24 protein-coding genes are annotated in these 23,612 nt (G+C 76.8%); 9 read left to right on the forward strand and 15 right to left on the reverse strand.

What is annotated here, in order from left to right; genetic code table 11:
* The first annotated feature begins 207 nt into the window (after positions 1 to 207).
* Genes OF117_RS01675 through msrB form a run of 3 tightly spaced genes read left to right on the forward strand, consistent with a single transcriptional unit; the run spans position 208 to position 3,440 of the window.
* Positions 208 to 2,337, forward strand: a complete 2,130-nt coding sequence (locus tag OF117_RS01675; RefSeq protein WP_263551053.1) for a sensor histidine kinase — start codon at positions 208 to 210, stop codon at positions 2,335 to 2,337.
* Positions 2,334 to 2,990, forward strand: a complete 657-nt coding sequence (locus OF117_RS01680) for a response regulator transcription factor (protein ID WP_263551054.1) — start codon at positions 2,334 to 2,336, stop codon at positions 2,988 to 2,990. The genes OF117_RS01675 and OF117_RS01680 overlap by 4 nt, the downstream gene beginning before the upstream one ends.
* A gap of 33 nt (positions 2,991 to 3,023) precedes the next feature.
* On the forward strand, positions 3,024 to 3,440 hold the full coding sequence (msrB, locus tag OF117_RS01685; protein WP_263551055.1) for a peptide-methionine (R)-S-oxide reductase MsrB: 417 nt from the start codon (positions 3,024 to 3,026) through the stop codon (positions 3,438 to 3,440).
* Between the two features lie 49 nt (positions 3,441 to 3,489).
* On the opposite strand, the gene hemQ is transcribed toward msrB, so the two are convergent.
* From hemQ to hemE, 4 genes are all read right to left on the reverse strand, one after another.
* A complete protein-coding gene (gene hemQ / locus OF117_RS01690; protein WP_263551056.1) occupies positions 3,490 to 4,221 on the reverse strand; it encodes a hydrogen peroxide-dependent heme synthase in 732 nt (243 codons plus the stop codon).
* Between the two features lie 80 nt (positions 4,222 to 4,301).
* Positions 4,302 to 4,463 (reverse strand): hypothetical protein, encoded by a 162-nt coding sequence (locus OF117_RS01695; protein WP_263551057.1) that lies wholly within the window; start codon positions 4,461 to 4,463, stop codon positions 4,302 to 4,304.
* A 99-nt stretch (positions 4,464 to 4,562) separates the two neighbouring features.
* Positions 4,563 to 5,936, reverse strand: a complete 1,374-nt coding sequence (hemG, locus tag OF117_RS01700) for a protoporphyrinogen oxidase (RefSeq protein WP_263551058.1) — start codon at positions 5,934 to 5,936, stop codon at positions 4,563 to 4,565.
* Positions 5,933 to 7,057, reverse strand: coding sequence for a uroporphyrinogen decarboxylase (gene hemE / locus OF117_RS01705; RefSeq protein ID WP_263551059.1), 1,125 nt, complete (start codon positions 7,055 to 7,057; stop codon positions 5,933 to 5,935). Before hemE ends, hemG begins: the two co-directional genes overlap by 4 nt.
* A gap of 133 nt (positions 7,058 to 7,190) precedes the next feature.
* Between hemE and OF117_RS01710 the strand changes: the two genes are divergently transcribed.
* The 4 genes from OF117_RS01710 (at position 7,191) to OF117_RS01725 (ending at position 11,304) form a co-directional block, all read left to right on the forward strand.
* Positions 7,191 to 7,829 carry a DUF3000 domain-containing protein gene (locus OF117_RS01710; RefSeq protein WP_263551060.1) on the forward strand — a complete coding sequence of 213 codons (639 nt, stop codon included), beginning with the start codon at positions 7,191 to 7,193 and terminating at the stop codon, positions 7,827 to 7,829.
* Positions 7,830 to 7,979: 150 nt separating this feature from the next.
* Positions 7,980 to 9,230, forward strand: coding sequence for a ribonuclease D (locus OF117_RS01715; RefSeq protein WP_263551429.1), 1,251 nt, complete (start codon positions 7,980 to 7,982; stop codon positions 9,228 to 9,230).
* Positions 9,231 to 9,321: 91 nt separating this feature from the next.
* The gene (locus OF117_RS01720) at positions 9,322 to 10,692 is read left to right on the forward strand and encodes a hypothetical protein (RefSeq protein WP_263551061.1); all 1,371 of its coding nucleotides are present in this window, start codon (positions 9,322 to 9,324) and stop codon (positions 10,690 to 10,692) included.
* A gap of 42 nt (positions 10,693 to 10,734) precedes the next feature.
* Positions 10,735 to 11,304 carry a dihydrofolate reductase family protein gene (locus OF117_RS01725; protein WP_263551062.1) on the forward strand — a complete coding sequence of 190 codons (570 nt, stop codon included), beginning with the start codon at positions 10,735 to 10,737 and terminating at the stop codon, positions 11,302 to 11,304.
* A gap of 57 nt (positions 11,305 to 11,361) precedes the next feature.
* On the opposite strand, the gene dxs is transcribed toward OF117_RS01725, so the two are convergent.
* From dxs to OF117_RS01750, 5 genes are all read right to left on the reverse strand, one after another.
* Complete coding sequence (gene dxs / locus OF117_RS01730; protein WP_263551063.1) at positions 11,362 to 13,281, reverse strand: 1-deoxy-D-xylulose-5-phosphate synthase; 1,920 nt, start codon at positions 13,279 to 13,281, stop codon at positions 11,362 to 11,364.
* Positions 13,282 to 13,408: 127 nt separating this feature from the next.
* Entirely contained in the window at positions 13,409 to 13,777 is a 369-nt protein-coding gene (locus OF117_RS01735) for a hypothetical protein (RefSeq protein ID WP_263551064.1), read from the reverse strand.
* 85 nt (positions 13,778 to 13,862) lie between these two features.
* Positions 13,863 to 14,093, reverse strand: coding sequence for a DUF4177 domain-containing protein (locus OF117_RS01740; protein ID WP_263551065.1), 231 nt, complete (start codon positions 14,091 to 14,093; stop codon positions 13,863 to 13,865).
* Between the two features lie 30 nt (positions 14,094 to 14,123).
* Positions 14,124 to 15,470 carry a class I SAM-dependent RNA methyltransferase gene (locus OF117_RS01745; RefSeq protein WP_263551066.1) on the reverse strand — a complete coding sequence of 449 codons (1,347 nt, stop codon included), beginning with the start codon at positions 15,468 to 15,470 and terminating at the stop codon, positions 14,124 to 14,126.
* On the reverse strand, positions 15,463 to 17,499 hold the full coding sequence (locus OF117_RS01750; RefSeq protein ID WP_263551067.1) for an APC family permease: 2,037 nt from the start codon (positions 17,497 to 17,499) through the stop codon (positions 15,463 to 15,465). Before OF117_RS01750 ends, OF117_RS01745 begins: the two co-directional genes overlap by 8 nt.
* 172 nt (positions 17,500 to 17,671) lie before the next feature.
* Here OF117_RS01750 and OF117_RS01755 point away from each other — a divergent pair, with 172 nt between their 5' ends.
* Together OF117_RS01755 and OF117_RS01760 are read left to right on the forward strand one after the other, a co-directional pair.
* Positions 17,672 to 18,337, forward strand: coding sequence for a potassium channel family protein (locus tag OF117_RS01755; protein ID WP_263551068.1), 666 nt, complete (start codon positions 17,672 to 17,674; stop codon positions 18,335 to 18,337).
* The gene (locus OF117_RS01760; RefSeq protein ID WP_263551069.1) at positions 18,337 to 19,005 is read left to right on the forward strand and encodes a potassium channel family protein; all 669 of its coding nucleotides are present in this window, start codon (positions 18,337 to 18,339) and stop codon (positions 19,003 to 19,005) included. Before OF117_RS01755 ends, OF117_RS01760 begins: the two co-directional genes overlap by 1 nt.
* 117 nt (positions 19,006 to 19,122) lie before the next feature.
* On the opposite strand, the gene OF117_RS01765 is transcribed toward OF117_RS01760, so the two are convergent.
* The 6 genes from OF117_RS01765 to OF117_RS01790 form a co-directional block, all read right to left on the reverse strand.
* Positions 19,123 to 19,908, reverse strand: a complete 786-nt coding sequence (locus OF117_RS01765) for a DUF3159 domain-containing protein (protein WP_263551070.1) — start codon at positions 19,906 to 19,908, stop codon at positions 19,123 to 19,125.
* A 77-nt stretch (positions 19,909 to 19,985) separates the two neighbouring features.
* The gene (locus OF117_RS01770; protein WP_263551071.1) at positions 19,986 to 20,363 is read right to left on the reverse strand and encodes an OB-fold nucleic acid binding domain-containing protein; all 378 of its coding nucleotides are present in this window, start codon (positions 20,361 to 20,363) and stop codon (positions 19,986 to 19,988) included.
* Positions 20,360 to 21,157, reverse strand: coding sequence for an alpha/beta hydrolase family protein (locus OF117_RS01775; RefSeq protein ID WP_263551072.1), 798 nt, complete (start codon positions 21,155 to 21,157; stop codon positions 20,360 to 20,362). Before OF117_RS01775 ends, OF117_RS01770 begins: the two co-directional genes overlap by 4 nt.
* Before the next feature lie 48 nt (positions 21,158 to 21,205).
* Positions 21,206 to 22,027 (reverse strand): DUF3710 domain-containing protein, encoded by an 822-nt coding sequence (locus OF117_RS01780; RefSeq protein WP_263551073.1) that lies wholly within the window; start codon positions 22,025 to 22,027, stop codon positions 21,206 to 21,208.
* A 1-nt stretch (position 22,028) separates the two neighbouring features.
* Positions 22,029 to 22,532 carry a dUTP diphosphatase gene (gene dut, locus OF117_RS01785; protein WP_263551074.1) on the reverse strand — a complete coding sequence of 168 codons (504 nt, stop codon included), beginning with the start codon at positions 22,530 to 22,532 and terminating at the stop codon, positions 22,029 to 22,031.
* A 37-nt stretch (positions 22,533 to 22,569) separates the two neighbouring features.
* Entirely contained in the window at positions 22,570 to 23,385 is an 816-nt protein-coding gene (locus OF117_RS01790) for a hypothetical protein (RefSeq protein ID WP_263551075.1), read from the reverse strand.
* Positions 23,386 to 23,612 lie beyond the last annotated feature (227 nt).

Consider the following 23,612-nt stretch of genomic DNA (forward strand, 5'->3'; position numbering starts at 1 on the left):
GCGGGCCGGTGCGGGGGTGGTGCTGAGCGACATGGCGGTCCTCCGTCGGGTCGTGCGGTGCCGTGTGCACCGCCTGGCGGAACCGTGCCGGGGACGCGTCCCGGGCACCCAGGGGCCGGCGCCACCGATCGGGTCCCCGTCAGGTCCCGGGTGATCCGGGACGCCTGCCTCGTGACGGGCGGGACGCCGGCGGGTGAGGATCGGCGCGTGCAGGCGCAAGCCCCGGTGGCCGGGCGGACAGGCGCGGCGGCGGGCCCGCCCGCGGTGCCACGCGCACGGCTCCCCCGCCGCTGGCGCCGGCATGCCGCCGCCTGGTCGGTCCTGGCCCTCGTGCTCGCCTGCTCCGCCGCCGCCGCGGTGGTCGACGCGGCCACGTCCGCGGCGTTCCGGGCCGAGCTGGGCCGCAGCGCCGGCTGGCCGGTCACGCTGCCCGGCGTGGCCCTCGCCGTCCCGGCGGCCCTGCTGCTGCTCCGGGCGCCGCGGAACGGGGTCTCGTGGGTGCTGGCCGGCACCGGGCTGCTCTGGGCGGTCGACGGGCTGGCCGACGCGTGGGTCGGCTACGCGCTGCAGCACGACCCGCCGCTGCCCGCCGCCGGCCTCGCCCACTGGACGGTGGAGCGCCTCGGCTCGGCGCTGCTCCTCGGCCTGCCGCTGCTGCTTCTGCTCTACCCCGACGGCCGGCTGCCCGGAGGCCGGTGGCGCCCGCTCGCGGTGGCCAGCCTCGCCTCGACGGCGCTCCTGCCGGCCCTGCTGCTGGTGGTGCCGGCGGAGATCGCCTACTCGCGCGACGGGACCGGCGTCCCGGAGCCGTACCGGTCGCTGGACCTCGACCTGACCACGCTGCCGCTGCCGGCGGACGTGGCGCTGCCGCTGCTGCGGATCGCGTTCCCCGTCGCGGTGCTCGGGATCCTCGTCCCGGCGGCCTCGGTGATCGCCCGCTACCGGCGAGCCGCGGCCGACGACCGCCGGCGGATGCGGTGGCTGCTCTGGGCGGCCGTCGTCGACCTCCTCGTCATGCTCGCGACGCTGCTGCTGCCCGGGAACCCGAGCACGGTCGCGCTCGCCCTGGCCGTGGCGCTCACCGGCGCCGCCGTGGCGGTCGGCATCCTCCGCCCGCGGGCCGTCGACATCGACCGGCTGCTCGGCGGCACCCTGGTCTACGGCGGGCTCGGCGTCGGCGTGGTGCTGCTCGACCTGGTCGTGCTGGCCGCCGCCGGCGCGCTGCTCGGCGACCGGCTCGGCGAGCGGGACGCCACCCTGCTCACCCTCCTGCTGGTCGCGGCCGTCTACGTCCCGCTGCGGGCACCGCTGTGGCGCGTCGTCCGGCGCTGGGTCCTCGGGGAGCAGGAGGACCCGTACCGCGTCGTCTCCGGCCTCGCCGAGCGCCTGGAGCGCACCGGCGGCGCCGACGAGCAGTTGGTGGCGATCGCCGCCGCCGTGGCCGAGGCGTTCCGCTCGCCCTACGTGGGCGTCGAGGTGGAACAGGTCACCGGGTCGCGGCTGGTCGCCGAGCACGGCCGCCGGCCGGTCGCCGTCCGGTCGCTGCCGATCGCCTACCGCGGCGAGCAGGTCGGCCGGCTGCTGCTGCCCCGGGACGGCGTCCGAGCCCAGCTGGTCGGGCGGGACGAACGGCTGCTGGCCGACGTCGTCCGGCAGGCGGCGGCGGCCGCGCGGGCGTCGTCGCTGGCCGCTCAGCTGCAGGCCGGCCGCGAGCAGCTGGTCGCCGCCCGGGAGGAGGAGCGCCGCCGCCTGCGCCGCGACCTGCACGACGGTCTCGGACCGGCGCTGGGGGCGGTCGTGCTGCGCATCGACACCGCGCGGAACCTGGCCGCGAGCCGGCCGGAGGAGGCCGACCGGGTGCTGCGCCAGGCGCGCGACGAGGTGGCGGCGGCGCTGGCCGACGTCCGCCGGCTGGTGCACGACCTGCGCCCGCCGGCCCTGGACGACCTCGGCCTGACCGGCGCGGTGCGGCAGCAGGCCGAACGGCTGCTCCCGTCCCGGACCGCGGTGACCGTGACCGCCGGCGGAGGCGTCGACGACCTGCCCGCCGCGGTCGAGGTCGCCGCCTACCGCATCGCCTCCGAGGCGCTGGCGAACGTCGCCCGGCACGCCTCGGCCCGCACCTGCCGGGTCTCGCTGGCGCGGGCGGACGGCGGGATCGAGGTGACCGTCTCCGACGACGGGACCGGCATCGACCCCGCGGCGCCCGCCGGCGTGGGCCTGGTGTCGCTGCGGGAGCGCGCCGCCGAGCTCGGCGGGTCGTGCACGGTGGCCTGCCCGCCGGAGGGCGGGACGGTGGTGCGGGCGATGCTGCCCGTCGACGGAGGGACGGCGTGAGCGAACCGGACGAGCCGCTGCGGGTGATGGTGGTCGACGACCACCCGGTCTACCGGGACGGGCTGGCCATGCTGCTCGGCTCGGTGCCCGGCATGGACGTGGTCGCCACGGCCGCCGACGGCGCCGAGGCGGTCGCCGTGGCCCGCCACGAGCAGCCGGACGTCGTCGTCATGGACGTGCAGATGCCCGTCCTCGACGGCATCGAGGCCACCCGGCGGATCACCGGCGACTCGCCGTCCGTCGGCGTGGTGGTGCTGACCATGAGCGAGGACGACGGCACCGTGTTCGCCGCCGTCCGCGCCGGCGCCCGCGGATACCTGCTGAAGGGCGCCGACCAGGAGGAGGTGGTGCGGGCGATCACCACGGTGGCCCGGGGCGGGGCGGTGTTCGGCGCGTCATTGGCCCGGCGGATCGCGGCGTTCTTCGCCGCTGGGCCGAGCGGACCGGAGACCGCCTTCCCGCAGCTGACCGCCCGCGAGCGCGAGGTGCTCGACCTGGTCGCCGCCGGCCGGTCGAACGCGCAGATCGCCGCGGCGCTGTACCTGTCGCCGAAGACGGTGCGCAACAACGTGTCCAACGTGCTGACCAAGCTGCAGGTCACCGACCGGGCGCAGGCGATCGTCCGGGCGCGGGAGGCCGGCCTCGGGCGGTGAGCCGACCGGCGCCCGGCTCGTACCGTGGTGCGCATGACGACGTCCGCGCAGAACCAGCCGAAGGTGACGAGGACCGACGAGGAGTGGCGGGCGCAGCTGTCGCCCGAGGAGTACCGGGTGCTCCGAGAGGCCGGCACCGAGCGGCCGTGGACCGGCGGATACGTCGACACGAAGACCGTCGGCGTCTACCACTGCCGGGCCTGCGACGCGGAGCTGTTCCGCTCGGAGACCAAGTTCGACTCGCACTGCGGCTGGCCGTCGTTCTACGAACCGTCGGCGCAGGACGGCGTGATCCTGCGCGAGGACCGCAGCCACGGGATGGTCCGCACCGAGGTCCTCTGCGGCACCTGCCACAGCCACCTCGGGCACGTGTTCGACGACGCGCCGCAGACCCCGACCGGCGACCGCTACTGCATCAACTCGGTCAGCATCCGGCTCGAATCGCGCTGAGTGGAGTGGGGGAGTGCAGGTTTCTGCACTCCCCCACTCCCCGACTCCATCAGGGCAGGTCGGCGACCAGTTCGGCGACCGGCTTGCGGACGCCGGTGTAGAACGGCACCTCCTCGCGGACGTGCCGGCGCGCCTGCGAGGCCCGCAGCTCGCGCATCAGGTCGACGATGCGGTGCAGCTCGTCGGCCTCGAAGGCGAGCAGCCACTCGTAGTCACCGAGGGCGAACGAGGCGACCGTGTTGGCGCGCACGTCGGGGTAGCCGCGGGCCATCCGGCCGTGCTCGGCCAGCATCGCGCGGCGCTCCTCGTCGGGCAGCAGGTACCACTCGTACGACCGCACGAAGGGGTAGACGCAGACCCAGCGGCGCGGCTCCTCCTCGGCGAGGAACGCCGGGATGTGGCTGCGGTTGAACTCCGCCGGTCGGTGCAGGGCGACCTGCGACCACACCGGCTCGAGGTGCCGGCCCAGCGCGGTGCGGCGCAGCCGGCCGTAGGCCTCCTGCAGCGCCTCGGCGGTCGGCGCGTGCCACCAGACCATCAGGTCGGCGTCGGCCCGCAGGCCCGACACGTCGTAGGTGCCGCGGACGACGACGTCCTTGCCGGCCAGCTCGTCGAGCAGCGCGCCCACCTCGTCGGCGACCGCCGGGCGCGAGTCGTCGCCCAGCGGCCGGGCCAGCCGGAACACCGACCACATCGTGTAGCGGATGGTGGCGTTCAGCTCGTTCGCCCGCTTGCCCACGCTCTTCTCCCCGGCCGCCGGCCCGGTCCGCTCCTCGCTCATGCGCCCATTCTCCCGCGCCGCCGCGTACACCGTCGGCCCGCCGCCGCCACGCCCCGGGTACGGACGGTGGGTCTCCCCCATCAACCCGGCGTCGCGGCGGCCTCGCCGGTGGCTCGCAGCAGCTCGGCGTGGGCGGCGAGGCAGTCGTCGCAGGCCGCCATCCAGACACGGTGGCGCAGGCAGCGCTGCGGCCGCCGGTCGAGGGGGTGCACACGGTGGATCCGGTCGTGCGTCGTGTTCACCCCGCATGCAACAGCCGCGGCCGGGCGCGCATGCCCGTCGCGCGGGCACCTGCGCCCCGAGGGACCTGGTCGCGGGGAACGCGCGCCGGCGTCGGGCGATCAGCGGAGCAGGGCGTCGACGGCGTGCCGGGCGTCGGCGATGCACGCCGGCACCCCGACGCCGCGGAACGCCGCCCCGGCGATCGCCAGGCCGGGCACCGCGCTGACCGCCGCGCGGACGGCGTCGACCCGGTCGAGGTGGCCGACCAGGTACTGCGGCAGCGCGCCGCCCCAGCGCACCAGCCGGGTGGCCACCGGCCCGGGTCGCGGCAGCGCCAGCAGGTCGGCCACGTCGGCGACCACGGCGGCGGTCAGCTCGTCGTCCGGGCGCTGCAGCTCGGCCTCGCCGCGGAACCGCCCGACCGACGCCCGCACGAGCAGCACGTCGGACGACGCCAGGTGCGGCCACTTCGCCGACGACACCGTCACGCCCTTCACCAGCCGCCCGGCGACCGGCGGCACGAGCAGCCCGGACCCGGCGTCGACGGGCTGCGCCGGGAACGCCATCGCGACCACCGCGGACGAGGCGTACGGGATGCCGCGCAGCGGCTCGACCGCCGCCGGCGCCACCTCGCCCAGCAGCCGGGCCGCCTTCGGCGCCGGGGCCGCCATGAGGACGGCGTCCGCGGTCAGGGTCGCCGGGGAGGCGGCGGGGCCGACCGACAGCTCGAAGCCACCCCCTCCGCGCCGCAGGCCGTGCGCCGGGGCGCGCAGCCGGACGTCGGCGCGCGCGGCGGCCACCAGCGCATCCGGCAGCGCGCCGATCCCCGGCCGCAGGGTGGTGAACACCGGGCCGTCGGCGTCCCCGCGGCCGCGTGCCCCGGCCGCGCGCGCGGTCGCGGCGGCCCCCAGCACCGAGCGGGACGACGGCAGCGCGGCGGCCAGCGCCGGCATCGTCGCGCGCAGCGACAGCTCGTCGGCCCGCCCCGCGTACACCCCGCCGAGCAGCGGCTCGACCAGCCGGTCGACCACCTCGTCGCCGAGCCGGGTGCGCAGCAGGGCACCGACCGCGACGTCCGCGTCCAGCGACACCGGCGGCAGCCCGCTCTCCGCGCGTACCCGCGCGACACCGGACGGCGTCAGCACGCCGGCGAGGCCGTCGGCGGAGGCGGGCACGCCGAGCACGGTGCCGGGCGGCAGCGGGTGCCGGCCGTCGGGGAGGACCACCGAGGCCCGCAGCGTCACCGGCTCGACCAGCTCACCGGCCAGCCCGAGGCGCTCGACCAGCTCCACCGCCTCCGGCACCCGCGCCAGCACGGCCTCCGGCCCGGTGTCGAACCAGTGGCCGGCCAGCCGGACGCGGTGCAGCTTGCCGCCGACCCGGTCGCCGGCCTCGAGCACGACGACCTCGTCGTCCGGGCGGCGCCGCCGCCACTCGAAGGCCGCGGTGAGCCCGGCGATCCCGGCACCGACGACGACCAGCCGGCGGCTCATCCCGCGGCGAGCTCGTGCACCAGGTCCACGACGGAGGTCAGCACACCCGGATCGGTCTCCGGCAGCACCCCGTGCCCGAGGTTGAAGACGTGCCCGCGAGCGGCGCGGCCCTGCGCGACGACGCGGCGCACCTCGCGGTCGACGGTGGCCCGGTCGGCCAGCAGCACCGCCGGGTCGAGGTTGCCCTGCAGCGAGCGCTCCGGCCCCACCCGGCGGGCCGCCTCGTCCAGCGGCACCCGCCAGTCGACGCCGACGACGTCGGCGCCCGCGTCGCCGAGCAGCGCGAGCAGCTCCCCGGTGCCGACGCCGAAGTGGATCCGCGGCACGTCGCGCGGCCCCAACCCGTCGAACACCGCCCGCGAGTGCGGCAGCACCCGCGTGGCGTAGTCGGCGGCCGAGAGCACACCGGCCCACGAGTCGAACAGCTGGACGGCGGCGGCGCCCGCGTCGACCTGGGCGCGCAGGAACGTGGCGGCCGAGACCGCCAGCCGGTCGAGCAGGCGCGACCAGGCCTCCGGCTCGGCGTACATGAAGGCCTTGGTGCGGGCGTGCTCCTTCGACGGGCCGCCCTCGATCAGGTAGGTGGCCAGGGTGAACGGTGCCCCGGCGAAGCCGATGAGCGGCGTGGGCCCGAGCTCGGCGACCAGCCGGCGCACCGCGGTGGCGAGGAAGTCCAGCCGGTCGGGCTCCAGCGGCGGCAGCGCGTCGACGTCCGCGACCGAGCGCACCGGCGTCGCCACGACCGGGCCCACGCCGGGCTTGATCTCGATGTCGACGCCCGCGACGACCAGCGGCAGCACGATGTCGGAGAAGAGGATCGCCGCGTCGACACCGTGCCGGCGCACCGGCTGCAGGGTGATCTCGGTGACCAGGTCGGCGTCCTGGCAGGCCTGGAGCATCGCCGTCCCCGCGCGCAGCGCGCGGTACTCCGGCAGCGAGCGGCCGGCCTGGCGCATGAACCACACCGGGGTCCGGCGCACGGGCAGGCCGCGGGCGGCGCGGACGAGGTCGGAATCGGCCGGGGCGGCGCCGCCACCGGGCGCGGCGCCCGTCGCGCCGGCCGCGGTCGTCGGGGCCGCGGTCGTCTCGGCCGGGGACGCCGGATCGGCTGCGGGAGTCACGACCGTCCATCCTCCCAGACGCGCCCGTCGCGGCCCGGCGGCGCCCGCCCGACGACCGCCCGACGACCGTCCGACGGCCGGCTGTTGCGGCGCGTCGGCCCCGGGCGGCCCGAGCGCGGCCTACGCTGCGGACGTGGAGCCGCACCCCATGGCCGGTGCCGGAACCCCGCTCGCAGCAGGGGACGACGCCGTCGACCAGCCGCCCGCGGCCTTTCGCGCCGCTCTCGAGGCGCTAGCCGGCGTGGTCGCGCGCCCGGAGATCATCCTGGAGCACATCCCCGCACCGGTGCGGCTGGCGCCGTACGCGCACGCGGTGGGAGCCCGGGTGGTGGAGCTCGACGGCGACGAGGAGGTCGAGATCGCGAGCGCGCGCTTCATCGTGCTGCACGATCCCGACGGCCACGAGTCCTGGCACGGGACGACGCGCTGCGTGGGCTACCTGTCCGCGGTCACCGACGAGCAGATGGTCGACGACGCGATGTTCTCCGAGGTGGCGTGGAGCTGGCTCACCGACGCGCTGGCCGACACCGGCGCCGCGCACCACGCCGTCGGCGGCACCGTGACCCGCACGGCGTCGACCCGCTTCGGCGACCTCGCCGGCCCCGAGCACACCGTCGACGTCGAGATGCGGGCCTCCTGGACGGCCGCCGACACCGCCCTCGACCGGCACCTGCTGGCCTGGCTGGACGTCGTCGGCACCGCGGCCGGACTGCCGCCGCCGGGCGTGCGGCTGCTGGGTCCCTCCGACCGCTCCGGCGGCGCAGCGCTCTAACATCGAGGGCGCCAGTGGGGCCCCGCCCGCTGAGCCGGTGGCCCCGGTGCCCTGCCCGCGCGGCGCGCGCCCGCGGGACCGCGGCCGGATGCCGGCGGCAAGCACGCCCGGTCGGCGCGACCGGGCGATCGGCGAGAAGGTGGACGGCAACTGACCAGCGAGCCCACGGCGCAGCCCGCGGAGGCCGAGGCGCCGGACGACACCCCCGCGGCGACCCCGCTCCTCGCGCCCCGCGAAGGGCTGCCGCCGGTCATCGACACGTCGACGGCGCTCGTCGCCTACGCCGAGGCCCTGCGAGCGGGCACCGGTCCGGTCGCCGTCGACGCCGAGCGGGCCTCGGGGTACCGCTACGGGCAGCGTGCCTACCTGGTGCAGCTGCGTCGGGCCGGCGCCGGCACCGGCCTGGTCGACCCCGTGCCGCTGCCCGACCTCTCGGTGGTCCAGGAGGCCATCGCCGGCGAGGAGTGGGTGCTGCACGCGGCCAACCAGGACCTGCCCTGCCTCGCCGAGATCGGCCTGGTGCCGACGCGGATCTTCGACACCGAGCTGGCCGCCCGCCTGGCCGGGCTGCCGCGCGTGGGGCTGGGCGCGGTGGTCGAGTCGCTGCTCGGCCACGGGCTGCAGAAGGGGCACTCGGCCGCCGACTGGAGCACCCGCCCGCTGCCGGAGGAGTGGCTGGTCTACGCCGCTCTCGACGTCGAGGTGCTGGTCGAGCTGCGGGACGCGCTGGCCACGCTGCTGGAGGAGCAGGGCAAGACCGAGTGGGCGCGGCAGGAGTTCGCGGCGATCCTCGCCGCCGGCCCGCCGGCCCCGAAGCCCGACCCCTGGCGGCGGACGTCGGGCGTGCACGGGCTGCGCAACCGGCGGCAGCTGGGCATGCTGCGCTCGCTGTGGCAGGCCCGCGACGAGCTCGCCCGCCGCCGCGACATCGCGCCGGGGCGGGTCCTCCCCGACACCGCGATGGTCTCCGCCGTGCAGGCCGACCCGCGGTCCGCGGCCGCCCTGCTCGAGCTGCCGGTGTTCCGCGGGCGGGCCAACCGCAAGCTGGTCGGCACCTGGTACGGCGCGCTCGAACGGGGCCGGGCGCTGCCGGACGCCGAGCTGCCGCCGCAGAGCCGCACGGGCGACGGGCCGCCGCCGGTCAGCCGCTGGGCGGACCGCGACCCGGCCGCCGCCACCCGCCTGCAGGTCGCCCGATCCGGGTTGGCCGCGCTCTCCCAGCAGTGGACGGTGCCGGTGGAGAACCTGCTCTCCCCCGACCTCGTGCGCCGGCTGATGTGGAGCCCGCCCGAGCCCCGCGACGGCGCGGCGGTGACCGAGGCGCTGCGCGCCGGCGGCGCGCGGGAGTGGCAGATCGAGCTTGCCGGGCCCGTGCTGGACAAGGCGCTCGCCGCGGCCTGAGCCGCGGCCCGGATGACGGCCCGGACCACCGCCCGGTGGCCGCCGCTGCGCGACGATGGTGCCCGGCAGCCGGAGCACGGCGGGAGGCGCGGTGGACGACGTCCTGGCGGGAGGCCCGGGCCCGCCGTCCGGCCGCACCCGCGGGGCGCTGCTCGCGCTGGCCGCCGTCGCGGTGCTGGTCGCCGTCGTGGCCCTGACCCGACCCGACCCGCCGGCGCGCGGCGCGGCGCCACCCGCCGACCGCGGCCGGGACGCCGCACCCGCGGTCGCCGACGTCCTGGGCGGGCCGCCGCGCGGTTCCCTCGCCGACGACGCCGCCTTCCTCGACGCCGTCCGCAGCCGGCCCTGGGCGGCGGAGCCGCTGGTCGGCTCCGCGGACGTGCCGGACCCCGACGTCGCCACCCGCCGGGTCGTGTTCGCCGGCGACGTGCCCGGCGGCCGCTGGGTGCTGGTCGCCGGGCGCAACGACGTGCTGGTCGAGGGCCGGGACGGCACGGAGCTGGTCACCGAGCCGGTGCACGAGGCGGCCGTCGCCTGGTTCACCGGCCCGCCCGGGGCGGCGGCGGAGGAGATGACGCTGCGATCGGTGCCGGCCGGCGTCCCGGCGGGGCGGCCGGTGGCGCTGCTCGACCCCGGCGCCGGCGCGCTCGTGGTGGTCGCCGCCCGGGGAGCCGTCGTCGAGGTGTCCAGCCGGCCGATGATCGGCGCCGATGCCAGCATCGGCCGCACCTGGAACCCGGTGACGACGGTCGACGGCGTGGCCGTGGTGTCGCTGGGACCGATGGCGTCGCCGTACCCGACCGCCGTCCGCTACCGGGTCGCCCAGCCCGGCACCACCGTCACCGCCGTGGTGCCCCCGAGCGTGCCGGCGGACGCCTCCGCGACCGCTCCGCCGGCCATCGAGTACCCGCTGGGCGCACCGACCGGGGTCGGCGCTGCGGTCGCCGGCTGGGCCGCCGACCGGGTGGTGGCGGGCAGCGGGCTGCCGCCGGAGCGGTTGCGGATCACCGCCCGGTGGGTGGGCGAGGTCGTGCGCACCGCCCCGACCCCGGCGCACGGGGCGCTGGTCGCGGTGACGATGCCCAGCGGTGCCGTCGTCGTCTCCGCGCACTGGTTCACCACCCTGGAGGACGGCAACTCCCTCGGCGGCTCCTGCGGCCTGGCGGTCGAGCCCGCCGGCGCGCCGGTCGAGCGGCGCGTGCACGCGGTGGTCTGCGAGGCCGTCGACGACACGCCGTCCTCCCCCACCCGCAGCACCCTCGTGGTCGTCGGCCCGCCGCCGGTGACCGCCGTCCGGGCCTACACGGCCGGCGGCGACTGGCTCGGCGAGCTGCCGGCCGCGGGCGGCGTCGTGGTCGCCCCGCTGCCGCCGGGGACGGCGAGCGTCGAGGCGGTGACCGACGCCGGCGTGCTGCTCGGCCGCACCCCGGTGCTCACCGCCCGGGACGGCGTGGACATCTGACCCGTGCGGGCACCCGACCGTCACGAGAGGGAGGAGGACGCCGTGCGCCTGCTCAGCTACTGCGTCGGGACGACCATCGACGGCTTCATCGCCGCGCCGGACGGGAGCTACGACTTCTTCGAGGTCGGTCCGGACGTCGTCGCCTTCCTGAAGAGCGAGCTCCCCGACACCCTGCCCACGCACGTCCGCGGCGCCTGGGGCGTCGACTCCCCCACCGTCCGCTACGACACGGTCGTCATGGGGCGGCGGACCTACCAGCCGGGTCTCGACGTCGGCGTCACCAGCCCCTACCGGCACCTGCGGCAGTACGTGGTGTCCGGCGACCGATCGCTCCCCGAGGACCCGGAGGTCACGCTGGTCCGCGACGACCCGCTCGCCCTCGTGCGGGCGTTGAAGGCGGAGGACGGCCTCGACATCTGGCTCGCCGGCGGCGGCGTGCTGGCCGGCTCGCTCCTGCCGGAGATCGACGAGCTCGTCGTGAAGCGGTACCCGGTGGTCGCCGGTGCCGGCATCCCGGTCTTCGCCGGCCCCTTCTCGCCGCAGGTGTTCCGGCCGGTGGCCGGCCGGGACCTCGGCGGCGGGGCGACGGTCGTCACCTACCGACGCGGCTGACCGGCGTCCGGGGACGAAGGGTGGGAGGGACGGGGTCCTTCTCCTGGATCTCGGTGGTCACTGCTGGTCCTCGGCGAGCTCCTCTGCCACCGCGGCCTCGGCCCGGTCGGCCAACCCGGCGCTCCACTCGGCGATGCGCCGGGCGACGTTCTGCTCGGTCAGGCCGGCGTCGGCGAGCACCTGGCCGCGGCTGGCGTGGGCGAGGAACTCCTGCGGCAGCCCGAGGGTGCGCACGGGGACGTCGACCTCCCGGTCCTGCAGCGCCTGGGTGAGCGTGGTGCCCACGCCGCCCGCGCGGCCGCCGTCCTCGACCGTGACGACCAGGCGCGACCCGGCGGCCAGCTCGACCAGCTCCGGCGACACGGGCAGCACCCAGCGCGGGTCGACCACCGTCACGTCGATGCCGTGGTCGGCGGCCCGCTCGGCCGCGGCCAGGGACAGCGGCACCATCGACCCGACCGCCACTAGCAGCACGTCGTCCCGCGCCGCACGGCGCAGCACGTCGACCGGTCCGCGCCGCTCCAGCGACGGGACGTCCGGGGGCAGCGATCCCTTGGGGAACCGCACGACCGACGGGCCGTCGGTGACGTCCACCGCCTCGCGCAGCGCCTCGCGCAACGTCGCGTCGTCGCGGGGCGCGGCCAGCCGGAGGCCCGGGACGACGGAGAGGATCGACATGTCCCACATGCCGTTGTGCGACGCGCCGTCGGTTCCGGTGACCCCGGCCCGGTCGAGGACGACGGTCACCGGCTGGCGGTGCAGCGCGACGTCCATGAGCAGCTGGTCGAAGGCCCGGTTGAGGAACGTGGCGTACACCGCGACCACCGGGTGCAGCCCGGCCATCGCCAGGCCGGCCGCGGAGGTCAGCGCGTGCTGCTCGGCGATGCCGACGTCGAACGTCCGCTCCGGGAACCGCTGGGCGAAGGGCGCCAGTCCGGTCGGGTGCAGCATGGCGGCGGTGATCGCCACGACGTCGGACCGCTCGGTACCGATGCGGACCAGCTCGTCGGAGAAGGCATCGGTCCAGTCCGGCCCGGACGACGGCGTGGACAGCCCGCTGTCGGGGTCGAACACCCCGGTGGCGTGCCAGGCGTCGATCTGGTCGGTCTCGGCCGGCGGGTAGCCGAACCCCTTGGTGGTGACGGCGTGCACGATGACCGGCCCGCCGAACGAGCGGGCGCGGCGCAGCGCCGACTCCATGACCGCCACGTCGTGCCCGTCGACCGGGCCGATGTACTTGAGGCCGAGGTCCTCGAACATGCCCTGCGGGGTCAGGACGTCCTTGAGCCCCTTCTTCATGGCGTGCAGCGCGTCGAACAGCGCAGAGCCGACCACCGGGGCCTTGTGCAGCGCCTGGCGGATGGCCATGAGGGCCTGCTCGTAGCCCGGGCGCAGCCGCAGCGTGCCCAGGGCGTCGGCGACCCCGCCGATCGTCGGTGAGTAGGAGCGGCCGTTGTCGTTGACGACGATGACCACGGGGCGGTCCTTGGCCGCGGCGATGTTGTTCAGCGCCTCCCAGGCCATGCCGCCGGTGAGCGCGCCGTCGCCGACGACGGCGACCACCGGCCGCACGTCACCGCGGACGGCGAACGCCTTGGCCAGCCCGTCGGCGTAGGACAGCGCGGTCGACGCGTGGCTGTTCTCCACCCAGTCGTGCTCGCTCTCCTCGCGGGACGGGTAGCCCGACAGGCCGCCGCGCTGGCGCAGCCGGTCGAAGCCGTCGACCCGGCCGGTGAGCATCTTGTGCACGTACGCCTGGTGGCCGGTGTCGAAGACGATCGGCTCGCGCGGGCTGTCGAAGACCCGGTGCAGCGCGATGGTCAGCTCGACGCAGCCGAGGTTGGGACCGAGGTGGCCCCCGGTCCTGGCCACGCTGGTGACCAGCGCGTCGCGGATCTCGGCGGCCAGCGCGGGCAGCTCGTCGGCGGGCAGCGCCTTGAGGTCGGCGGGGCCCCCGAGCGATCGCAGGAGTCGCACGGCTCGGCGGTGTCCTCTCTGACGTCGTCGTCGGCAGGCGGGCGCCGCGGGGGCGAACAGCCGCTCGGGCGACCCACTGTAACCGCGCGGCGCCACTCCACCGCTCGACGAGCACCACCCGCCCGGCTCAGAGCCGGGGCACCCAGCGTTCCCCGCGGAGCGCGCCGGCGACCACCTCGACCCCGCGGGCGGCGGCGGCCAGCCGGGTGCCCTCTCGCTCGTAGGCGGTCATCGCCGCCTCGATCGCGTCGGCGGGCAGTTGGTCGGCCAGCTCCACGCGCACCGTGCGCCAGCCGCGCCGGGCCGCCTCGAGCCCGGCGGCGAGGTGGTCGGCCGCGAAGCGGGCGAGCAGCACCGGGTAGCGACGCAGCACCGCGTGCGCCCGGTAGTCGGGCGGCACGAGGTCGAACAGCCAGGCCACCGCCGTCCGCTCCCAGTCGGGGGCACCCGGCGGGCGCACCTCCTCCGGCCACCCCGGGGGCACCGTCGCGTCCACGGCACCATGATGCCGCATCCGTCGAACACCCGTTCGACGCCGCGCTGTCCGTACGCCGGCCTCCGCGCTCCCGGCGGGGAGCGGATCAGCCGGGCAGCTGCCGCTTGAGCCAGAACTGCTCGAAGCCCCACGTCCCCGCGCCGCTGGAGTGGTAGCTGACCAGCTCCCAGCCCTCGCCGCCGAGGCGGTTGAGCACCGAGCTGGTGTCCCCCTGCTGCCGTTCCAGCACGCCGCCGGGCAGCTTCACGCTCACGCCGGCGCGCTGCGACTCGGCCTCGTTGGCGGTGATGACGGAGGCGTACTCCCACTTCGGCACCCCGGCACGGTAACCGAGGGAGCCGGGGGGTCAGGCCGGGACCAGCAGCGCGACGCACTCGACGTGCGCGGTCATCGGGAAGGCGTCGACGGCGCGGAGCCCGGCGAGGCCGTACCCGGCGCCCGCGAAGGCGGCGACGTCGCGGCCCAGGGCCGCCGGATCGCAGGCGACGTAGACCACCCGCGCGCCGGTCGCGGCCAGCAGCCGGCTCACGGCCGGGCCGGCCCCGGCACGCGGGGGGTCGAGGACGACGACGTGCGGGGCTCCGCCGAGGTCGGCGAGCAGCCCGGCCAGCCCCTGCACGTCGACCTCGCCCTGCCAGACCTCGGCCTGCGGGAGGTCGGCGAGGTTGGCGTCGGCGGCGGCGCACGCCGCCGCGTCGGCCTCCACGCAGACCACCCGCCCGGTCCCGCCGACGGCCGGGGCGAGGGCGCCGCCGAACAGCCCCGCACCCGCGTACAGGTCGAGCACGGTCTCCCCCGGCCGTGCCTCCGCGAAGGCGCCCACGGCGGCGACCAGCGCGTCGGCCGCGGCCGGGTGCACCTGCCAGAAGCCGGTGCCCTCCACCTCCCAGTCCCGGCCGACCGCGTGCCGACCCGTGCGCCCGGCCGGCTCCTCCGGCACGTCGGCCCCCGGGCGCAGCACGCGGGTCGACTGCGGGCGGCCGCGGCGGTCCAGCCGGGTGGTGGTGACCAGGCCGGCGGCGTCGACCGCCACGTCGACCGCGCCGGCGCCCGGCCAGCGGCGGCCGAGCACGGCGCGCGCGGCCGGCTCCAGGGTGATCGGGCAGTCGTCGAGCACCACGACGTCGTGCGAGCGGTGCCGGCGCAACCCGGGGGCGCCCGACCGGTCGACGGCGAAGCGGGCCCGAGACCGCCAGCGCAGCGGCCCGCCCGGCAGCTCCTCGACGACGAGGTCGCGCACCCGGGGGTCCGCGCCGTCCAGCCCGCCGAGCCGCACCAGTTGCTCGCGCACCACGGCCGCCTTGAGCCGCCGCTGCTCGGCCGGGTCGGCGTGCTGCCAGTCGCAGCCGCCGCACCGGCCCGGCCCGCTGTACGGGCAGGGCCGGTCGATGCGGGCCGGCGACGCCTCGAGCACCCGGACGGCGTCGGCCCGGCAGTAGCCGGGGTGCCGGTCCTCGGTCACGCGCACGACCACCCGCTCCCCCGGCAGCGCGTGCCGGACGAACACCACCCGGCCCTCGTGCCGGGCGACGCAGTGCCCGCCGTGGGCGACGGCGCCGACGACGACGTCGAACTCCCGGCCGGTCCACCCGCTGCCGCGCTGAGCAGCGCGTCGGGCACCGCGCGCGGTCGCGTCCAGGGGCCCGCCCCGGGCCCGCGCGGTGCGGCGGGGACGGGGCTCTCTCTCAGCCATAGGGGGTCTCGGCCGACTCCTCGGTGAGGCCGCGGCGCAGGTCGCCGGGCGACACGCCGGTGCCTCGCCCTCCGGCGTCCTCCCGGCCGATCGAGCTCGCCAGCTGCCAGGGCACCGAGGTGATCATCACGCCGGGTTGGAACTGCAGCCGGGCGCGCAGCCGCAGCGCGCTCTGGTTGTGCAGCAGGTTCTCCCACCAGTGCCCGACGACGTACTGCGGCACGAACACCACGACCAGCTCGCGCGGGCTGTCGCGGCGGATCGTCTTCACGTAGTCGACGACCGGGCGGGTGATCTCCCGGTACGGCGACTCCACCACCGTCAGCGGCACCGGGACGTCGTAGCGCTGCCAGTCGTTCTGCAGCTCCCGGGTCTCGGCGTCGTCGACGTTCACCGTCAGCGCGGTCAGCTGGTCCGGCCGGGTGGCGCGGGCGAAGGCCAGCGCCCGCAGGGTCGGCTTGTGCACCTTGGACACCAGGACGACGGCGTGCACCTTGCTGGGCAGCAGGCGGGCGTCGGTGTCGGGCACCATCTGCTCGGCCACGTGCCGGTAGTGCCGGTTGATGGAGCGCATGAGCGCGAACAGGATGGGCATCGCGACCAGCACCAGCCAGGCGCCGCGGGTGAACTTCGTGACCACGATGATCACCAGGACGACGGTGGTCAACGAGCCGCCGACGGTGTTGATGAGCTGGGAGCGCCGCATCCGGCCGCGCACCACCGGGTCGCGCTCGGCGGCCAGCTCGCGCCGCCAGTGCCGCACCATGCCCCACTGGCCGATGGAGAAGCTGGTGAACACCCCGATGATGTAGAGCTGGATCAGCTGGGAGACGTCGGCGTCGAACGCGACGATGAGCAGCGCGGCGAAGCCGGCGAGGAGCAGGATGCCGTTGCTGAACGCCAGCTTGTCGCCCCGGGTGTGCAGCTGCCGCGGCATGAAGCGGTCCTGCGCCAGCACCGAGCCGAGCAGCGGGAAGCCGTTGAAGGCGGTGTTCGCGGCGAGGATGAGCACCAGCGCGGTGGCGGCCTGCACGTAGAAGAACCCGACCGAGGTCTCGCCACCGAAGGTGGCCGCCGCCAGTTGGGCGATCACGGTGCGCTGCGGCTCGGTCTCGCAGGCGGTGAAGCCCTCGAGGTCGCAGGGGAACTCGGTGTACTTGACGTCGGCGAGCAGGGCCAGCGCGGTCACGCCGGAGAACATGGTCGCCGCGATGCCACCCATGAGCGCCAGGGTCGTGGCGGCGTTGCGGCTCTTCGGTGGCTTGAACGCGGGGACGCCGTTGGCGATCGCCTCCACCCCGGTCAGCGCCGTGCAGCCGGACGCGAAGGCCCGCAGCGCGAAGAAGACCAGCGCCAGCCCGGTGAGCGACCCGTAGCCCGGCTCGGGGGTGATCGAGTACCCGGCGCTCTCGGCCACCAGCGGCTCGCCGAGGAAGTGCCGCAGCAGGCCCGTGACGATCATCAGCATGATGCCGCTGATGAACAGGTACGTCGGGAGGGCGAAGGTGCGCCCCGACTCCCGGACCCCCCGCAGGTTGCCGGCGGCCAGCACCGCGACCAGGCCGACGGCGATCAGGATGCGGTGCTCGTTCAGCGACGGGAACGCCGAGATGATGTTGTCGGTACCCGCCGACACCGACACCGCCACGGTCATCACGTAGTCGACCAGCAGGGCGCTGGCCACCACCAGCCCGGCGAACTGGCCGTGGTTCTTCATCGCGACCTCGTAGTCGCCGCCGCCGGACGGGTAGGCGTGCACCACCTGGCGGTAGGAGAGGACCACCGTGACCAGCAGGAGGACGACGCAGACGGCCAGCCACGGCGCCAGGTACAGGAAGGCCGTGCCGGCGAGGGTGAGCACGATGAGGATCTCCTGCGTGGCGTAGGCCACCGAGGAGAGCGGGTCGCTGGCGAAGATGGGTAGCGCGAGGCGCTTCGGGAGCAGCGACTCGCCCACCCGGTCGCTGCGCAGGGGACGGCCGAGGACCAGGCGTTTCGGGAGTTGTCCGAGGTCGGACAGGGTTGGCACGGCGCGATGGTACGGACGCCGGGACGCCCGGGGCGCAGGTCCGGCGGCGCGCCCCGCCCGGCGGGGTGAAGCGTGCCGTTCCACGGCTGGACCGGCGCGTCCGGGTGTAGCTTCGCGGCCGGTGACGCGCGGGCGGCGGTGCCGGCGCGACCGGATTCGCGGGGAGTGGTACGTGCACGTGGTCGTGATGGGCTGCGGCCGCGTCGGCTCCGCCATCGCGCGGCGGCTGGAGCAGGTCGGCCACAGCGTGGCGGTGATCGACCAGGACCCGGAGGCGTTCCGGCGGCTCGGGCCCGACTTCGGCGGGCGCCAGGTGACCGGCCTGGGCTTCGACCGGCAGACGCTGCTCGACGCCGGCATCGACACCGCCGGCGCGTTCGCCGCGGTCAGCAGCGGCGACAACTCCAACATCATCAGCGCGCGGGTGGCCCGGGAGACCTTCGGCGTCCAGCACGTGGTGGCCCGGATCTACGACTCCAAGCGCGCCGAGGTCTACGAGCGGATGGGCATCCCGAGCGTGGCCACGGTGCCCTGGACGGTGAACCGGCTGCTGCGCGAGCTGCTGTCGGTCAAGGTCAGCGAGCTGTGGCGCGAGCCCACCGGCACGGTCGTGCTCATCCGCGTGACGGTCACCGAGCCCTGGGTGGGCCGCAAGCTCGCCGAGCTGGAGGCGGCCACCGGCGCCCGTGCCTCCTGGCTGACCCGGTTCGGCGACGCGATGCTGCCGACGGCCACGACGGTCCTCCAGGACGGTGACCAGCTGGTCGTGGCGGCCACCGACGACATCACCGACACCGTCCACCGCGTGGTCGAACGAGGCCCGGGAGGGCAGCACTGATGCGGGTCGCGATCGTCGGCGCCGGCGCCGTGGGACGCTCCATCGCCGGCGAGCTGCTGCACAACGGGCACACCGTGATGCTCATCGAGAAGGACGGCCGCAAGGTGCGCACCCGCTCGGTACCCGGCGCGGAGTGGGTGCAGGCCGACGCGTGCGAGCTGTCCTCCCTCGAGGAGGCCCAGCTGGCCACCTGCGACGTCGTGGTGGCGGCGACCGGCGACGACAAGGCCAACCTCGTCGTGTCGCTGCTCGCCAAGACCGAGTTCGCGGTCAACCGGGTGGTGGCCCGCGTGAAGGACCCCCGCAACGAGTGGCTCTACACCGAGGCGTGGGGGGTCGACGTGGCGGTGTCGACGCCGCGCGTGCTGGCCGCCCTCGTCGAGGAGGCGGTGACGGTCGGCGACGTCGTCCGGCTGATGAGCTTCCGCAAGGGTGCGGCGAACCTGGTCGAGATCACCCTCGGCGAGGACACCCCGTGGGTCGGCAAGCCGCTGCGCGAGGTGCCGCTGCCGCGCGAGACCGTGCTCACCGCGATGCTGCGCGGAGACCGGGTGATCACACCCACCCCGGACGAGCCGCTGGAGGCCGGTGACGAACTGCTGTTCGTCATCCACGCCGAGGTGGAGGAACAGCTGCAGCGCGTGCTGGCGCCGCACGGCCACGACTGAAAGGACCCCCTCGCCCCCCACGGCTCGCACGCTCGCGGCGGGCCCCTGCGAGGGGGCCGTGCCAGCCCGTCACCACGCTCGTGGTGGGTCCCGGGACGGGCCCGTTCCAGCCCGGCGTCAGGCGGCCGGGCGGCGGTCGTCGTCCCGCGGGTGCCGCGGGTCGGCGGCGGCCTCGGCGATCTCCTCCGACCGGTGCCGGTGCAGCCGGGCGACCACCCAGAGGGTGACGACGAGGGCGAGCGCGGTGACCGGCAGGCCGAGCACCAGGGACGCGGTGCCGAGCAGGCCCACCTCGTTGAGCTGGTACAGCGGCGCCTGGACGGCGACCCGCAGGGCGAACGTCGAGCCCCACAGCACGGTCAGCCAGGCGTAGGCGCGCACCATCCGCGGGTCCTCCCGCCAGTGCAGCTCGGGCGCCGGGTCGGGAGCGCGGGGGCCGGCCACCGGCTCCGCAGCGGGCCGGTGGTGCAGGGCCTTGTCGATCCGCCGGCGCAGGCCGGGCAGCCGGTGCGAGGCCATCGCGCCGAGGTGGCTGGGCGCGAGGAACTCCGCGACGTACCCGACGACCGGCCGGCGCACCGCGACCGAGACGAACAGGACGGCGGCGATCGCGGAGTTGCGCACGATGCCGAGGACGAAGTAGTCGCGGGCCTGCCCCGAGTACGCGGCGATGGCCACGGCGATCGCCACGCCGAAGAGCCCGCTGACCGCCTGCTGGATGCTCTGCCGGCGCACGAGGCGCAGCACGAAGACCAGGACGGCGGCAGCGACGGCGGCCCAGATGCCCGGGCGCAGGCCGCCGATCGAGTTCGCCACGATGAACGCGACGGTGGGCAGCGTGACGTCGACCATGCCGCGCCAGCCGCCCAGCTGGTCGAGCACCAGGTGGCGGTCGAAGCTCACCCCCGGGCTCGTACCGCTGCCGGACACGGACGCCCCGGTGGCGCCGGGGTCCCGCGGGCTCGGCTGGTCCGGAGCACTCACCCGGCGCCCAGCTCGTACCTGGGGTTGTAGATGACCTGCCGGCCGTCGAAGCTGGCGAACCGCCCCCGCGCGGTGAGCGTGCGGCCCGGTTCGATGCCGGGGATGCGCCGGCGCCCCAGCCACACGAGGGTCACCGTGCCGGAGCCGTCGAAGAGCGCGGCCTCGAGGGTCGGCACGGTCTCGCGCGGGGTGTAGACGACCGACTTGAGCCGTCCGGTCACGGTGACCACCTCGCCCTTGCGGCAGCTGCTCACGGCCGAACACCCGGCGCTGGCCGCCTCGGCCCGCAGCTCCTGGGCGTCGATCGTCTGGTCGTCGGCGGTCCACCGCTGCAGAGTGCGGGCGAACCAGCCTTGCGACTGGGTCTCGGTCACGGGTCCAGGGTAGAGCCGTCCGGGGACGCGGAGGCACGTGCGGTGAGCCAGTCGCGCGCCGTGCGCCAGGGTTCCCCTCGCGGGTCGACCAGCGACATGTGGTCACCGGCGACCAGCCGCACGGCCACCCGGTCACCGACGGCAGCGGCGGCCGCGGCGTAGCGCCGGCTCTGCTCCGGCGGGACGACGGTGTCACCGGTGCCGTGCACGCACAGCACGTCCGCGCCCGAGGGCAGCAGCCGGACCGGGTCGGCCGCGGCGAACCGGTCGGGCACCTGGTCCGGCCCGCCGCCCAGGAAGGCCCGGACGGCGCCGTCGCCCAACCCGCGGCGGTCGGCGTCGTCCAGGTCGAGCACACCCGCCTGCAGCACCGCGGCGGTGACGCGGATGCGCGGCCCGGCCCCCGGCGCACCGGCCGGCAGCCGGCCGCGCCCGGCGGCCCAGGCCGCCAGGTGGCCGCCCGCGGAATGCCCGACGACGGTGACGCCGCCGAGGTCGAGCCGACCGGCGTCGGGCAGGTCCGGCAACGCGTCCAGCGCGGCCGCGACGTCCTCCGCGGTGGCCGGCCACCCGCCCCCGGCACCGACCCGGCGGTACTCCACGGCGACCGCCGCCGTGCCGTGCCGGGCCAGGTCGGCGGCGAGCGGCCGGGCCAGCTCGATGCCGTAGGCGGCCCGCCAGAACCCGCCGTGCAGGACCACCGCGACCGGCACCGGCGCTCCCCCGCGCCGGCGCCGCGGCGCGGGCAGGGTCAGCTCGACGAACTGGTCGGGGTGCGGTCCGTACCGGTGCACGCGCGGCCGGCCGGGCCGTCGGCCGGGGAGGCGGAGGCGCACCCTGGTTCAGGCGTCGCGGGCGGCGTCCGCCCCGTCACCGCGGCCACCGCCACCGCCCGGGCCCCCGCCCCCCGACGGTGGGGCGGCGGCCGGAGGGACGGCGGTCTGCGGTGCGGCCCCCGGCGCGGCGGGCGGCCGGACGGCCGCCCGGCGGCGGGCCTGCTGCTGCTGGGCGACCTGCGCGGCGGCCTGCGGCGGCAGGGTCAGCGGCAGCTGCTCGCGCACCGGCATCGGGGCACTGCCCCGGACGACGACGATGTTGCGGAACACGTCCTCCAGCAGCACCGCGGAATCCGGATCGGCCGCCGCGGAGCCGGTGATCATGCCTCGGAGGAACCACCGCGGGCCGTCGACGCCCAAGAAGCGGGCCGGCCGGCGCACGGGCGCGGCCGCCTGCTGGTCGGGGCGCGACGGCGCGACGGCGACCACCGTGCCGGCGAGCTCGGTGCCGAACGGGCCCTCCACCTCGCGCAGCGAGGCGCCCTGCCCGGAGGCGTTCCGGGCCAGGTCGGCGCGGACGTCGTCCCAGATGCCGCCGGCCCGGGGCGCGGCGTACACCGACACCTGCAGCAGCGAGTCGCCGTGCCGCAGAGTCGCGCCGACCACCTGCTGCTGGGCGTTGAGGTCCACCCGGAGCTCCCCGCCCGGCACCGCGGGCAGGCGCAGCGCGCCGAGGTCGACGCGGACGAGGCCGTCGTCGGGCGCGTCGGCCTCGTCCCACGGACCGGTGGTCTCCTCGACCTCGCGCTCGCGGTGCTGCGGCTCGGGAGGGACCCCGCGCTCGCGCAGGCTGCGGTCGATGCGGTTGCGCCGCCGTCCGAACGGCATGTCAGCTCCTCCCCTCCCCGGCGGGCGCGGCGGGCCGGCCGTCCGGGGCCGGCGCCGCGTGCCCGGTCGACCCGTGCCCTCCGCTGCCGCGCTCGCTGGCGGGCAGCTCGTCGACCGGCACGAAGCGCGCCCGCACCACCGGCTGGACCACCAGCTGGGCGATGCGGTCGCCCCGCTTGAGCGCGATCGGGGTCGTCGGGTCGAGGTTGACCAGGTTGACCTTGATCTCGCCGCGGTACCCGGCGTCGATGGTGCCCGGCGCGTTGACCAGGCTGAGCCCGAATCGGTGTGCCAGCCCGGAGCGGGGGTGCACGAACCCGGCGTAGCCCTCGGGGATGGCCACCGCGACCCCGGTGCCCACCAGCGCCCGCTGGAGGGGCGCGAGCACGACGTCCTCGGCGAGGGTGAGATCGGCTCCGGCGTCCCCGGGCAGCGCGTAGCGGGGGGCGGCACCCGCCGGCGAGGTCAGCCGGACCGGGACGTCCAGCTCGAGGTCATCGGGCACGTCGGCGACCCTAGCCGCGCCGCCGCCCGCGGGGCCGTCAGCCCCGGCCGGGCCGCAGGTCGGCCAGCACCCGCTCGGCGAGCGCCTCGGTGGCGCGGGCGTTGCCGCGCCCGGCGATCGCCGCGCCGAGCAGGAACGGCGCCGCGGCGGGCACCGCCCCGGCGAGCCGGCGCGTGACCCGGCGGCGGAGCGCGCGCAACCCCGCGGCGCCCAGCACCGAGCCCAGCCCCGCCACTCCGGCCCGGTCCACCGAGCGCCGGGCCGACCAGCTCGCGAGGTAGGCGGCGGCCCGGGCCCGGGCGTCGCCGGGCGCCGGCCGCCCGTACAGCTCGTGCAGCTCGCCGACCAGGACCACCTCGACCCCCGCGGTGAGCAGCGTCTCGGCGCCCAGCTCGAGCGGCAGCGCCAGCAGCGACGGCGGGGCGAACCAGTGCGCGGCCGCCACCCCGCCGGTGGCCGCGCCGATGGCCGCGGTGAGCCGCGCGGCGCGCGCCACCAGCGCGTCGGCGATCTCGTCGTCCGTCGCACCGGGGTGGGCCGCGCGCAGCCGGTCGGCCGTGCGGACCGGCAGCCGCGGCGCGGCGGCGGCCAGCAGGTCGCCGAGCAGCGCCCCCGGCGCGCGGGAGCCGCCGGTGGCCGCGGCGGAAGCACCCCGGTCGGCGCCGGCGGGCGACCCGCTGCGGCTGGAGCGCAGCGCCGTGGCGACGGCGGTGACCACGTCGCGGACCGCCGCCGCGCCGCGGCCGGCACCCTCACCGACGCGTCCGGCACCCCCCCGGCGGCTGCCCTCCAGCAGACCCGCGACGGCGTCGGCCAGCGCCCGCGCGGCGCCGGCCAGGCCGCCGGGCAGCACGTCCCCAGCGCCGCCTCCGGAGCGGGACGGCCCGGGACCGCGGACCGGCCGGGGCGGAGGCACGTCCCGGGGGGCGCCGCTGCGCGGTCCCTGTTCGCTCATCGGTCCCCTTCCGTGGTGCCCTCCGTCAGCGGCCCCTGGTGACGTGCTGGAACGGCCCCCCTTCAGGGTCCCGCGCCGAGCCTGGTGACGTGCTGGAACGGCCCCCCTTCAGGGTCCCGCGCCGA

It is taken from the genome of Geodermatophilus sp. YIM 151500 (genome assembly GCF_025716945.1).
GTDB lineage: Bacteria > Actinomycetota > Actinomycetes > Mycobacteriales > Geodermatophilaceae > YIM-151500.